This window comes from Embleya sp. NBC_00888 (genome assembly GCF_045207655.1).
Lineage (GTDB): Bacteria > Actinomycetota > Actinomycetes > Streptomycetales > Streptomycetaceae > Embleya.
The window spans coordinates 1,159,214-1,171,150 of sequence record NZ_CP108785.1; the positions used below are offsets into that span (position 1 = coordinate 1,159,214).

General features: G+C 71.3%; 12 protein-coding genes. 10 read left to right on the plus strand and 2 right to left on the minus strand.

The annotated features are described in order from the left end of the window. Both OG948_RS39270 and OG948_RS39275 read left to right on the plus strand, forming a co-directional pair. Nucleotides 1-690, plus strand: a complete 690-nt coding sequence (locus tag OG948_RS39270; protein ID WP_331769758.1) for a helix-turn-helix domain-containing protein — start codon at nucleotides 1-3, stop codon at nucleotides 688-690. A gap of 366 nt (nucleotides 691-1,056) precedes the next feature. Next, entirely contained in the window at nucleotides 1,057-1,674 is a 618-nt protein-coding gene (locus OG948_RS39275; protein ID WP_331769759.1) for a nucleotidyltransferase domain-containing protein, read from the plus strand. Here OG948_RS39275 and OG948_RS39280 read toward each other — a convergent pair. Next, the gene (locus OG948_RS39280; protein WP_331769760.1) at nucleotides 1,629-2,090 is read right to left on the minus strand and encodes a hypothetical protein; all 462 of its coding nucleotides are present in this window, start codon (nucleotides 2,088-2,090) and stop codon (nucleotides 1,629-1,631) included. The two genes, OG948_RS39275 and OG948_RS39280, sit on opposite strands and share 46 nt — an antisense overlap. Between OG948_RS39280 and OG948_RS39285 the strand changes: the two genes are divergently transcribed. The 7 genes from OG948_RS39285 (at nucleotide 2,083) to OG948_RS39315 (ending at nucleotide 9,817) form a co-directional block, all read left to right on the plus strand. Beyond that, nucleotides 2,083-2,457, plus strand: a complete 375-nt coding sequence (locus tag OG948_RS39285; protein ID WP_331769761.1) for a hypothetical protein — start codon at nucleotides 2,083-2,085, stop codon at nucleotides 2,455-2,457. The two genes, OG948_RS39280 and OG948_RS39285, sit on opposite strands and share 8 nt — an antisense overlap. Then, nucleotides 2,454-2,906: an ABC transporter permease gene (locus OG948_RS39290; protein WP_331769762.1), complete on the plus strand. Its 453-nt coding sequence runs from the start codon at nucleotides 2,454-2,456 to the stop codon at nucleotides 2,904-2,906. Before OG948_RS39285 ends, OG948_RS39290 begins: the two co-directional genes overlap by 4 nt. After that, nucleotides 2,792-3,403, plus strand: coding sequence for an ABC transporter permease (locus OG948_RS39295; RefSeq protein ID WP_331769763.1), 612 nt, complete (start codon nucleotides 2,792-2,794; stop codon nucleotides 3,401-3,403). The genes OG948_RS39290 and OG948_RS39295 overlap by 115 nt, the downstream gene beginning before the upstream one ends. Next, nucleotides 3,390-4,253 carry an ABC transporter permease gene (locus OG948_RS39300; protein WP_331769764.1) on the plus strand — a complete coding sequence of 288 codons (864 nt, stop codon included), beginning with the start codon at nucleotides 3,390-3,392 and terminating at the stop codon, nucleotides 4,251-4,253. The genes OG948_RS39295 and OG948_RS39300 overlap by 14 nt, the downstream gene beginning before the upstream one ends. After that, on the plus strand, nucleotides 4,250-5,569 hold the full coding sequence (locus tag OG948_RS39305) for an ABC transporter ATP-binding protein (RefSeq protein ID WP_331769765.1): 1,320 nt from the start codon (nucleotides 4,250-4,252) through the stop codon (nucleotides 5,567-5,569). Before OG948_RS39300 ends, OG948_RS39305 begins: the two co-directional genes overlap by 4 nt. Then, on the plus strand, nucleotides 5,503-7,221 hold the full coding sequence (locus OG948_RS39310) for a glycoside hydrolase family 3 N-terminal domain-containing protein (RefSeq protein WP_331773445.1): 1,719 nt from the start codon (nucleotides 5,503-5,505) through the stop codon (nucleotides 7,219-7,221). The genes OG948_RS39305 and OG948_RS39310 overlap by 67 nt, the downstream gene beginning before the upstream one ends. 244 nt (nucleotides 7,222-7,465) lie before the next feature. Further along, nucleotides 7,466-9,817, plus strand: coding sequence for a protein kinase domain-containing protein (locus tag OG948_RS39315; RefSeq protein ID WP_331769766.1), 2,352 nt, complete (start codon nucleotides 7,466-7,468; stop codon nucleotides 9,815-9,817). Nucleotides 9,818-10,001: 184 nt separating this feature from the next. Here the strand turns inward: OG948_RS39315 and OG948_RS39320 are convergent, their stop codons facing one another. After that, entirely contained in the window at nucleotides 10,002-11,333 is a 1,332-nt protein-coding gene (locus OG948_RS39320; RefSeq protein ID WP_406300883.1) for a Fic family protein, read from the minus strand. Nucleotides 11,334-11,483: 150 nt separating this feature from the next. Between OG948_RS39320 and OG948_RS39325 the strand changes: the two genes are divergently transcribed. Next, a complete protein-coding gene (locus OG948_RS39325) occupies nucleotides 11,484-11,897 on the plus strand; it encodes a hypothetical protein (protein ID WP_331769768.1) in 414 nt (137 codons plus the stop codon). The last annotated feature ends 40 nt before the right edge of the window (nucleotides 11,898-11,937 follow it).

The window sequence follows — 11,937 nt, forward strand, 5'->3', positions numbered from 1 at the left end:
ATGGCAGTGGCCGAACCGGAAGAACCGAAAGAACCGGAAAGACCGGAAGGCACCACGAGGCGCCGCGCCGCGCGCGTGGACGCGATCCGCAATCGGGACGCGATCATCGAGGCCGCCTCCGAAGTCCTGGCCACACAGGGCACCGCGGTGGACGTGCGCGAAATCGCCAGCCGCAGCGGAGTGGGCATGGGCACCCTCTACCGGCACTTTCCCAAGAAGGAAGACCTCATCCAGACAGTCCTGCGCAGGGACTTCACCAGATGGGCGGACTCCGCACGCCAGGCAGCCATCGAGGCCCGAGACCCCTGGGCGGCCCTGACCGACTTCTACCGGCAAGCCCTCACCGGTTACGCACGCCACAGCGCGATCATGGAGAACTTCGCACTGACGTGGTCGGTCCCCGATCTGGAAGGCATCCAGCAGCTTCGCCTGGTCATCGAGGAACTGCGCGCCCGCGCCACGGACGCGCTGCGCCCCGGCGTGACCACCGACGACCTTCTGCTCCTGCTGGTCTCCCTGGGACACGCCGTACAGGTCACCGACGAGTGCCGCCCGCACATGTGGAACAGGCTGCTGCACATCTCTCTCGCCGGACTGCGTGCCGACCACCGTGAGCCACTGCCCGCCGAGGCGGCACCGGACACCACGGCGCACATCCTGCCGAACTCCTCTGGCAGCCAGGCGATTTAACGCCTCGACCCATACCTGAACCCGCACTGAGAATCCGCCACCCACGACGCGACGGGACATGCGGTACCTCATGCCGGATGTCGGATCCCACAACGATCCGACGACCGGCGTGAGATTCCGACACGCGGCGCGAGACCCTACGAGGACCTGTGGGGTCTCGTAGCTCGGGTCGGATACCGAGTTCGTGGCCTGCTCGTTCTCACGGCGTCTCACGCGACCTCGGGCGCCGGGGTCTCGGCTTCGTGTCGTGCGCTCGATGACGTCGCCGGTCGGCCCGAAGCCCCCGCGGCGGACGCCGGACTTCGAGCACCCGGCTCCCGCAGGTCGTCGGCACCTCGAAGCGGCCTACGGAACAGGATGGACGGCATGACCCACGAGCACACCCCCTTGCACAGCTGGGATCCCGCGTCCCCTGCCGAGGTCGCCGACCGGTTCCGCGACCTGAAGGTCCCCTGGTGGGTGGCGGGTGGGTTCGCCATCGAACTCGCGGTGGGCCACCGCGTCCGAGGTCACGGCGACGTCGACGTCCTGCTGCTGCGGCGCGACCAGCTCGCCGTGCAACCGGCCCTACCGGACTGGAAGTGGTGGGCCGCCGATCCACCGGGGAATCTGCGCCCGTGGGCATCCGGCGAGGCTCTTCCCGAGAGCGTTCACGACATCTGGTGCCGGCCGGCACCGGGCGAACCCTGGCGCATCCAGGTCATGCTCGACGAAGCCGACGACCGGGAGTGGGTGTCACGCCGTGATCCGCGAGTACGTCGTCCGATCGACACGCTCGGCCTGATCTCCGCCGACGGCATCCCCTACCTCGCACCGGAGGTGCAACTCTTCTACAAGGCCGAGGAGCCGCGGCCCAAGGACGAGGCGGACCTCGACGCAGCCCTGCCCACGCTCACCGACCACCAGCGGCACTGGCTCGTCCACGCCATCACGCGAACCTACGGACCGCATCCGTGGGCCGACCGGCTGACGCGGTACCGGTAGCCGCAGCCACGGCACTTGCCCGGGTAGAGCGCGGCAGCCGGCCCAACTGTCCTCCGGCCCCGCACCGCACCGCGACGGGTCGCCGGATCCCGGGGCTCGGGCGTGGCCAGGACTTCGCGCATGGCCGCCACCCAGGCCACCGGTTCGTCGCTGACGCCGTCGACCACCACGCGGCGGGCCAGGCCCGCGAGGAGCGCGCCGAGGGCGGCGGGGCGCAGGTCCCGGTCGGGGTCGACGCCCAGGCGGGCGGCGGCGATGCCGACGGCATCCTGGGCGAGCGCGTCGATCCGCAGGATCGCGAAGTCGTGCACGGAGCGGATGTCGGCGAAGCGGCGGCGGAGTTCGCGGCGGCGGGCCGCCGTGGTGGCCGGTTCCTCCTGGGTCCCGTTCACGTAGCGGTCGAAGCCGATGGACATCCCGACCTACCTCACCACCCTCTACCAACGCCAGTTCCAGGTCGCGGACTTCACCACCAGCGCACTCGGCGACCCCAGCACGTCGCTCGCCATGTTCTTCGGCACCGGCGCGCCCACCAACTTCGGCAGCTTCGGCGACCCGGCCCTGGACGCGGCCCTGGCCACCGGCCGCGGATCCCTGGATCCCGCACGCCGGGCAGCCGCCTACGCCGACGCGGGGCGCGTGATCATCGACCGGGTACCCGCCCTGTTCTTCACCGAGAACCGCGTCGGCCACATCGCCGCCGGGAAGGTCGGCGGACTGCCCGACCCGACCGGGCAGAGCGTCGTCAACATCTCGCCGGCCTCGCTGTGGATCACCCGATGACCAAGCACATCCTGCTCCGACTGCTGCGCGCCGCGGGGGTGGTCGTGCTGGTGACCATCGCGGCTGCGGCGCTGCCCCACCTGATGCAGGGATCCCCCGCGCTCGCGGCCCTGGGCACGAGCGCGACGCCCGAGCAGATAGCGGCCTTCAACGCCGAGATCGGCCTGGACGAGAACGTCCTGACCGCCACCTGGCACTGGATCATCGACGCCCTGCACGGCGACCTGGGCACCTCGCTCGCCAACGGCGTCCCGGTCACCACCGAACTGACCGACCGCGTCCCGGTCACCCTCGAACTGTTCGCCGCCGCCCAACTGGTCGCCCTCGCCTCGCCGTGCCCGTCGCCCTGTGGTCCGCCTGGCGACCCGGCGGCCTCTTCGACCGCATCGCCACCGCCATGGCGTTCGTCTGGCTCGCGATCCCCGGGTTCGTGCTGGGCCTGGTGCTGATCTACCTCGCCGCCGTGCAATGGCGCGTCCTGCCCGCCACCGGTTGGACGTCCCTCACCGACGACCCGGCCGGCAACCTGCGCCACCTGGTGCTCCCCGCTCTGACCATGGGCCTGACCGAGGCCGCCATATTCACCCGCACCCTGCGCGGCCAACTGATGGACACCCTCGACCAGACCTACATCAACGCCGCCCGCGGCCGCGGCCTGGGCACCGCGCGCCTGCTGCTGCGCCGCGCGCTGCGCCCCTCCTCGCTGCCCCTGGTCACCCTGATCGGCATCGGCTTCGGCATGGCCCTGGGCGGATCGGTGCTGGTGGAACCCCTGTTCGCGGTCCCGGGCATGGGCAGCCTGGCCGCCACCGCCATCAACGGCCGCGACTTCCCGGTCATCCAGGCGATCGTCATCGTCACCGCCGTCGGCGTCGTGGTGGCCACCCTCGCGGTCGACCTGCTCTACCGCCGGATCGACCCCAGGATCGCCCATGACCACCGCTGACCCCACCACCGCCGACCGCCCCAGGCTCCGCATCCGAAATCCCCTACACACCACCGGACTCGCCTCCCCGGGAGCCGTCCTCGCCACGAGCTGGCTCGCCGTCGTGGTGATCGCGGCGATCGTGGTGCCGATGTTGCCCGGCTGCGACCCGTTGCGCGCCGATTTCGCCAACCCCTCCGCGCGCCCGGGTCCGGGACACTGGTTCGGCACCGACAGCACCGGCCGGGACGTGCTCGTGCGCACCGCCGCCGGAGCCCGCGCGTCCTTCGCCGTCGCCGGACTGACCGTTGCGGTCGGGCTCGTCGTCGGCGGGGCGCTGGGCATCGCCTCCGGCTGGTTCGGCGGTTGGACCGACCGCGTCATCGGCTTCGCCACCGACCTGCTGATGTCCGTCCCCGCGCTCATCCTGGTGATGATCGTGGTCACCCTGCGCGGCCCCGGCCTGCTCGTCATCGGCGGACTCATCGGCCTGTTCACCGTGCCCTCCTTCACCCGCGTCACCCGCGCCGGCGCCCTGACCCTCAAGGAACGCGGATTCGTCCAGGCCGCCCGGATGATCGGCACCGCCCCCACACGCGTCCTGCGACGCGAGATCCTGCCGAACATCGCCCCGGTGGCCCTGTCGTTCGCGTTCACCGCGACCACGGTGGCCATGCTCAGCTTCCTGGGCTTCGGCCTGCGCCCACCCGCACCCTCGTGGGGCGGCATCATCGCGCAAGGACGCATCACCCTGGGCAGCGCACCCTGGATCTCGCTGCTCCCCGCCGCCGTGCTGTGCCTGACCGTCCTCGCCCTGAACCACCTCGGCGAGAACCTACGTCTCGGCTCCCCGAAGGAGCCCCCCCGATGACCACCACAGCGCCCGGCACCACCGCCTCGACCACGACACCCGTCCTGCGGGTCGAATCCCTCGACACGGTGATCCACCCCGCCCACGGCAACCCCCTGCACGTCCTGCACGACCTACACCTGCGCATCGACGCCGGGGAATGTCCGGGCGTGGTCGGCGAGAGCGGATCGGGAAAGTCCGTCCTCAGCCGCACCATCCTGGGCATCCACGGCCGCGGCACCCGCACCACCAGCACCGGCCACGTGCGCCTGCACGGCGACGACATCCTCCACCTCGACACCCGCCGCCGCGCCACGCTCCCGGGCACCGAGATCGCCATGGTCCACCAGGACCCGATGACCTCGCTCAACCCCGTCGTACGCATCGCCGACCAGGTCACCGAGGCACTCACCGGCCGGCAGCGCATCCGACGCCGCGACCGGTACCGCACCGCCGCCGAACTGCTCGCCGCCGTCGACGTCCCCGACCCGCACCGCAAGGTACGCGACATCGTCGCCGAACCCCTCGACGCACACCCCGACACCGCCCGCGACGTCGACCGCGACGCCCGCGTACGCGAACTCCTGGACGCCGTCGGGCTGTCCCCCGACACCTTCGCCGAGCGCCTCCCCGCACAACTGTCCGGCGGCCAGGCCCAGCGCGTCGCCATCGCCCGCGCCCTCGCCGCCGAACCGCACGTGCTGATCGCCGACGAAGCCGTCTCCGCGCTCGACGTCTCCGCGCAGGCCACCGTGCTCAACCTGCTGCGCCGACTCACCGAAACCCTCGGACTCGCCGGGTTGTTCATCTCCCACGACCTGGGCGTGGTCCGCGCGGTCAGCGACGACGTCGCGGTGCTCTACCTCGGGCGCGTCTGCGAGCAGGGCCCCACCGAGGATATCCTGGCCGCCCCGGCACACCCGTACACCGCCGCACTGCTGGCCGCGGTGCCCGAACCCGGACGCCCACTCGGCGACGGACACCTGCTCGCCGTCGACCCGCCGTCCCCGCTGGACCCGCCGTCCGGCTGCCGGTTCCGCACCCGCTGCCCCTACGCGACCCGGCTGTGCGCGGACGCGGAACCCCCCATGCGCACCGTCGGCGAACAACGCACCGTCGCCTGCCACCACCCGCTGCCGCCCCTCTCCGCCCCGACGACGAACACCCCACGCCCGCCCCCGCCATCCAGCACCAGGACTGACCCGCCATGCCCCAGACCCTGCGCCACCACGACGGCACCCGCTTCCGCGACCTCAACCACAACGGGACCATGGAGCCCTACGAGGACCCCCGCCTCCCGACCGACGAACGCGTCGCCGACCTGCTGGGCCGGATGACCTTGGCGGAGAAGGCCGGGCTGATGTGCTGCGGCCGGATGATCCCCGGCGACGGCACCCGGATGCCCTCCGGAGCCGAGTTGATCGCCGAACGCGGCATCAACACCTTCGGACTCACCGCCATGCCCGTACCGGTCGAGATGGCCCGGTGGAACAACCACGTACAGGACCTCGCCGCGACCACCCGCCTCGGCATCCCGGTCACCCTCGCCTCCGACCCCCGGCACGGCTTCACCGCGAACCCGGCCACCGCGTTCACCGGCGGCGCCTTCAGCCGCGGCCCCGAACCGATCGGCCTCGCCGCCACCGACGACCCCGCACTCGTCGAGGAGTACGCCGCGGCGATGGCCGCCGAACTGCGCGCCGTCGGCGTCCGCGTCGCGATCCACCCGATGGCCGACCTGGCCACCGAACCCCGCAAGCCGCGCACCAGCGGCACGTTCGGCGAGGACGCCGGCCGCGCCGGACGCATCCTGGCCGCCTACATCCGGGGTTTCCAGGGCAAGCGGCTGGGGAGGGACAGCGTCGCCTGCATGACCAAGCACTTCCCCGGCGGCGGACCCCAGGAGAACGGCGAGGACCCGCACTTCGCCTACGGCGCCCGCACCGTCTACCCCGGCGGCAACCTCGACTACCACCTCAAGCCCTTCGAGGCCGCGTTCGAGGTCGGCACCGCCCAGGTCATGACGTGCTACTCGATCCCGGTCGGCACCGCGCTCGCCGAGGTCGGCGCCTCGTTCAACCGCGACATCCTCACCGGCCTGCTGCGCGAACGCTACGGCTTCGACGGCGTGGTGTGCAGCGACTTCAACGTGCTCACCGGCATGGAGATCCCCGGCATCGTCGCACTGCCGCCCCGCAACTGGGGCGTCGAACACCTCTCCCTCGCCGAGCAGGCGGTACTGATGCTGCACGCCGGCGTCGACCAGTTCGGCGGGGAGACCCGCTCCGACCTGATCGTCGACGCGGTACGCTCCGGCGCCGTCGACGAGAGCCGCATCGACGAGTCGGCCCGGCGGATCCTGCGGGACAAGTTCCGACTCGGCCTGTTCGACGACCCGTACGTCGACCCCGAGGCCGCCGAACAGGTGATCGGACACCCCACGCACATCGAACTCGGCCGCCGCGTACAGCAGCACGCCTTGGTCCGGCTCAGCGGCGAACCCTTCACCACGAGTCCGCGCCCCCGGCTGTACGTGGAGAACATCGACCCCGAAGTCGCCGCCCGCTACGGCACGGTGGTGGAGCGACCCGAGGACGCGGACCTGGCCGTCATCCGGGTCGACGCCCCCTACGAAGCCCGCGAAGGCCTCCTGGAACGCCACTTCCACGCCGGATCCCTCGACTTCCCCGCCGACGAACTCGATCGGCTGGGCAAGCTGTGCGCGACCGTACCCACGGCCATCGACGTCTTCCTCGACCGTGCCGCGATCCTCACCGAACTCGCCCACTGCGCCACCGCCCTCCTCGCCGACTTCGGCGCCGACGACGACCTGGTACTGGATGCCGTCTTCGGCAGGAGCTCCACCCCGGGGACCCTGCCGTTCGACCTGCCCTCGTCGATGCGGGCCGTCGAGGATTCCCGCGAGGACGTGCCCTTCGACACCCGCGAACCGCTGTTCCGCTGCGGGCACCCGCACTCCACCCGGTGACGCCCGCTCGTCGGCCCGCTCGGGAAGCCACCCGCCGCGCGCGGACGCCGCCGAATCGTCGTCGCGGACCAGGACAATCGTGGCGCGCACGGCCGGGATGCGGCCCGCACCCCCGGAATCACATCTCGGCACGACTGCCCGACAGGACCTGATGCGCGGGCGTGTCGCGCTTTTTGGCTGCCCTTTTGACCATGGCCACAGTGACTGGCAGGGTGTGGGAAATCGAGCGCGGTACAGGAGAACCATGGAGCCCTTGCACCACGACGACCCGCGCCGACTGGGGCCTTTCAACCTTGTTGGTCGGCTGGGCGCCGGCGGCATGGGCCGGGTGTATCTGGGGCGCGATCCCGGCGGCCGGACAGTCGCGGTCAAGACGGTGCGTTCCGATCTACTGGAGGACGGCGACGGTTTCCGCCGTCGATTCGCCCGCGAGATCGCCGCCGCGCGAGCCGTCACCGGCGTCTTCACCGCGCGGTTGGTGGACGCCGATCCGAACGCGGCCACACCGTGGCTGGCAACCGCCTACATGCCGGGCGTCACACTCGCCGACGCCGTCGCCGCACACGGCCCGCTGCCGGTGCGAACCGTGCGCCATTTGGCGCGTGGGCTCGCGGTTGCGCTCGAGCACATCCACGCCGCCGGCCTCGTCCACCGCGATGTGAAGCCGTCCAACGTCTTGTTGACGGCGGACGGGCCGCGGGTGATCGACTTCGGCATCGCCCACTTGGCCGGCGCGACCTCGCTCACCCGCGCGTCGCAAACACTCGGCTCCATCGCCTTCATGTCGCCGGAGCAGTTCGAGACGGCCGAAGTCGGTCCGGCCAGCGACGTGTTCTCGTGCGGGATCGTCCTCGCCTACGCGTCGACTGCCAAACTGCCCTTCGGTGAGGGACCGTTGCCGCTTCTGCTTGCGAACATCACGCTCCATGAGCCCGATCTCGATGGCGTACCGGAGGAGTTCCGAAGCTTCGTCCAGGCATGTCTGACCAAGCGCCCGCAGGACCGGCCGCTGCCGAGGGAACTCGTGGCGGAGCTGGACAACATGGTCGACACCAGTGATCCGAGCCGAGAGGCGGCCTGGTTGCCCGCCGATGTTCTCCACCAAGTGGTGCGCGTGGCCACGGACGTGCTCGGCTCGGACTGGGCCGCGCAGGCCGCGGGGGGCGGCAGCGGAGATCCCGACCTCGGAGATTCGGCGCGGGTCGCGAATCCCTGGCTCGGGCTTACTCCCGGCGACCCCCCGATATCCGCGGCGCCCGCGCCGCTTTCCGGCGTCGCATGCGATTCCGTCCCGCCGACACCGCACGGGTACCCGCGCATCCCCAGTCCTCCGAAGCCCGGGATGTACTACGGCCATGCCGCGGCGCCGACCTCGACTCGGCAGCCGCACGAAGCTCCGCGCCCACGGGATCCGGAGGCCGCGGCGAACCCTTCGTCCCCTACGGATTCGGGCGGCCGACCGGCCGGCCCGAGTCGCCGAAGGTCGCTCTACCTCGGTGTCGGTGCGCTGGCGGTCGGGCTCCCGACTGCGGCGTTCCTCCGACAACGCCACAACTCGAAGCCGAGCACACCGGCAGGTCCCCCCGTGCTCTGGTCCCGCGACGTCGGCTCGCCCGGCCGGGCACTCGGCACCCCGGTCGTATCCGGCGGCCGGGTCTTCGTCAGTGTCGCGGGGAAGGAACTCGCCGCCCTCGACGCCCGTACCGGACGAGAACTCTGGCGCGTCCCCACCTTCGATCCCGCGTTGGAGGAGGTCCCCGTCCCCCACATGGTGCCCGTCGTCGCCAAGGGCCTCGTGCACGTCGTCGACGCCAACCCCCGCAGGACCGCCGTGGAACAGGAAACGGGGCGGATCCGCTGGCAGATCGCGACGAGCCCGAGCCAGTCCCCCGGCTTCGGCTTCGACGGGGGGTTGCTGTGCTCCTGGAACATGACCGTTCCCGCGGAGGGCGCCTTTTTCTGGACCGTCGAGCCGACCACCGGCGACATCCAGTGGGGCCTCCCACTGGCAACGAGACTGTCCGCCCCGCCCACCGCGTCAGGGGATGTCGCGTACCTGGTCACCAACGGCGGTGGGTTGATCGCCATCGACCTGGCGAAGCACCGGGAGATGTGGCGAACGGAGCCGCAGAGCTCCGGCGGGGCCTCGCGTCCGTTCCACGGGACTGTCACGTCCCTGGGCAACTCCGTCTGCTGGATGCCCGCCGCGGGTCGCATCGATGCGGCGGACCCCCGGACCGGCGCCTTGCAGTGGAGCGCGACGGTTGCCGGGCGATTCGACAACCTCGGCGCCGTGGTGGCCGCCGACGGTACGTTGTTCACGTCGAGCGCCGACGGCTTCGTCACCGCGCTGGCCGGTGCGTCGGGGGCAAAACGCTGGTTGCGTGAACTGACCGGGCCGCTCACGACGCCTGCGGTCGACGGCCGGGTCGTGTACGTCGCCTCCACGAAAGGTCTGACCGCACTGGACGCCGCCGCCGGCCACGTGAAGTGGGTCGTCCCGGAGGCCAGGGGAGGATCGGCGCGAATCTGCGTCAAGGACCGCGTCGTGTACGTTTCGGATGACGTCGGAGCGCTGCGGGCGATCGCCGTCTGACAGGCGCCTCAAGTCGGTCAACGTCGGTATCCGCTCCGCGTCAGCGAGGCGGCCGGCCGGCGGCCGGCTCCGGCACACCACGCTCGCCTTCCGCCTCGACCTCTCGGCCAGGGGTCATGAAGCGCTCACAACAACGATGTTGTGACCGAGCGCCCGAGCCGGCGGCGCTCGCCACCCGGGCTGCTCAGCTCGGTGTGGGGTCGGTGGCGCGGCGCCGGGTCTCGGTGAGGTGGGCGTCGATGTACCGGGCGAGGATCAGCGGGTCCTGGGGGTTCCCGGCCTGGAAGGTGATCCGGCGGAGGAGGTCGACGTTGTCGAGTGCGATGCGCTCGCGGGCGAGGACGAAGAGCAGGGCGAGGAAGGCGGATCGGGCGTTGCCATCGTCGAACGGGTGGAAGAAGCACACGTCGAGGTAGGCGCGGGCGGCACGGGCGGTAAGAGGCAGGGACGGACCGCCGTGCGTTGCGCTCTCGGCCAGGCAGGCATCGAAACGGGCGCGGGTGTTCGGGCCGATGCCGTAGCGCTCCCGGCCTCCCTTGGCGAAGGCGGGCGAGCTGCGGAACAGCGGCGGCCGCGGTGTGTCCAGGACGTGCTGCTGCCAGCCGCGGAGCAGTTCGAAGTCGAGCGGGGCGCCGCGCCCCGCGTCCGCCCGCATCAGCTCCAGAGCGCCGAGCAGGCCCTTGGCGCGGCCGGGGTCCACGGCGCCGTCGAAGGCGCGGATGTCCTCCGCCGCCCCGTCGCGGGATGGGGTCACCGGTCCGTCCGCGCCACTGCCCGAGGCCTCCTGCCAGGGCACGGCCTCGCGCACCGCGAGCCAGCGCTCCAGGTGGTCCGGCGCCGACTCGGCGTTGCGCGTGCCCTCGTCCGGCCGCAAGGAGTGCGCGAGCCGCTCCGCGACGTCCTCGACCAGCACCGTGTCGGGGCCGGTCCAGCTCAGGAACCGCCCGCCGATCGCCTGGTCGACCAGATCCCGTGCGACACCGGGTGCGACGCCCCAGCGGCTGAGAAACCAGGTGAGCACCTGGTGGCAGTGCCTGTGCCAGCCGCTGCCGCAACCGGTGCGGTCGCTCACCTGCAGGATCAGGTTTCGAGCGGCGCGCTCCCACAGGATCCGCTGCTCCTCGACGTCGGCCAAGTTCAACGGATACGCCTCGAACCACCCGGCGAGGCTCTCCAGCCATCCACGCCACTCGCACAGCGCGGCGACGACACGAACGAGCGTCTCCTCCGGAGCGGTGATCGAATCCCGCGGGCAACACCAGTTCCCGACCGGCCCGCCATCGAAGTCCCCTTCGTCGTGCGCCCAGCGCCAGCCCACGGACCAACGGCCGTACTGCCGGACAAGGGCGTGCGACATGGCGTCGGCCCACAACTTGGCCTCGCCGTGGCTCCAGGCGCTCATCGCCGGGTCGGCGAAGGGGACATCCGGGCGGTGAGGCACACACCGGGCCGGCCCGAGTGAGCGCACCACCTGCGCTGCCGACGAGCCGTCGAACCCGTGACGCGCGGGGTCCACCTCATCCCAACTCAGAAAGCCAGGAGCCAAATCGACGATCACCGGGCAAGCCTGCCACACCGATCCGGCGCCCGATCAAGTGGTTTTCCCGGATCGGCGGCGCGCACGAGTGCCTTCCGCCAACTCCGCATCGACGGCACGGATCTGCGCGTGTACGCCGCCGATGCCACCCGCGACCTCTGGCGCCGGGAGCGCGAAGACAGGGGCCCGGCCGAGGAACAACGCTTCCTGCGCGCCCAGCACGACGACCTTCACCTGTCCGAGGTCGGCGACCCCGTACGCCATTTCCTCGGCGCCCCAGCCCCGGAATTCGCCGATCCCGTCACCGGCACCACTCCCCTCCTGGGCTGCTCCTGCGGCCACTGGTCCTGCCGGCCCCTCCTGACGATCATCACCACCACCCCGGAGACGATCACGTGGTCCTCCTTCCGGCAGCCCTTCCGCAAGAAGTGGGGAGAACTCGCCATGGGCTTGTACGTCTTCGCCCGCCCCGCGTACGAGACAGCTCTCGCAGAGCCGGTTCACCTCACCGCGGACCCGCTGCGAACGCTTGAGACCGAGTGAGAATCGAATGCGACCGAGCATGCGTTCCCGGGTGCCGGGC

What these genes read in the sequence shown, in the direction of transcription:
- OG948_RS39270 (WP_331769758.1), top strand. Translation starts at nt 1, where the DNA reads ATGGCAGTGGCCGAACCGGAAGAACCGAAAGAACCGGAAAGACCGGAA.
- OG948_RS39275 (WP_331769759.1), top strand. Translation starts at nt 1,057, where the DNA reads ATGACCCACGAGCACACCCCCTTGCACAGCTGGGATCCCGCGTCCCCT.
- OG948_RS39285 (WP_331769761.1), top strand. Translation starts at nt 2,083, where the DNA reads ATGGACATCCCGACCTACCTCACCACCCTCTACCAACGCCAGTTCCAG.
- OG948_RS39280 (WP_331769760.1), bottom strand. Translation starts at nt 2,090, where the DNA reads ATGTCCATCGGCTTCGACCGCTACGTGAACGGGACCCAGGAGGAACCG.
- OG948_RS39290 (WP_331769762.1), top strand. Translation starts at nt 2,454, where the DNA reads ATGACCAAGCACATCCTGCTCCGACTGCTGCGCGCCGCGGGGGTGGTC.
- OG948_RS39300 (WP_331769764.1), top strand. Translation starts at nt 3,390, where the DNA reads ATGACCACCGCTGACCCCACCACCGCCGACCGCCCCAGGCTCCGCATC.
- OG948_RS39305 (WP_331769765.1), top strand. Translation starts at nt 4,250, where the DNA reads ATGACCACCACAGCGCCCGGCACCACCGCCTCGACCACGACACCCGTC.
- OG948_RS39310 (WP_331773445.1), top strand. Translation starts at nt 5,503, where the DNA reads ATGGAGCCCTACGAGGACCCCCGCCTCCCGACCGACGAACGCGTCGCC.
- OG948_RS39315 (WP_331769766.1), top strand. Translation starts at nt 7,466, where the DNA reads ATGGAGCCCTTGCACCACGACGACCCGCGCCGACTGGGGCCTTTCAAC.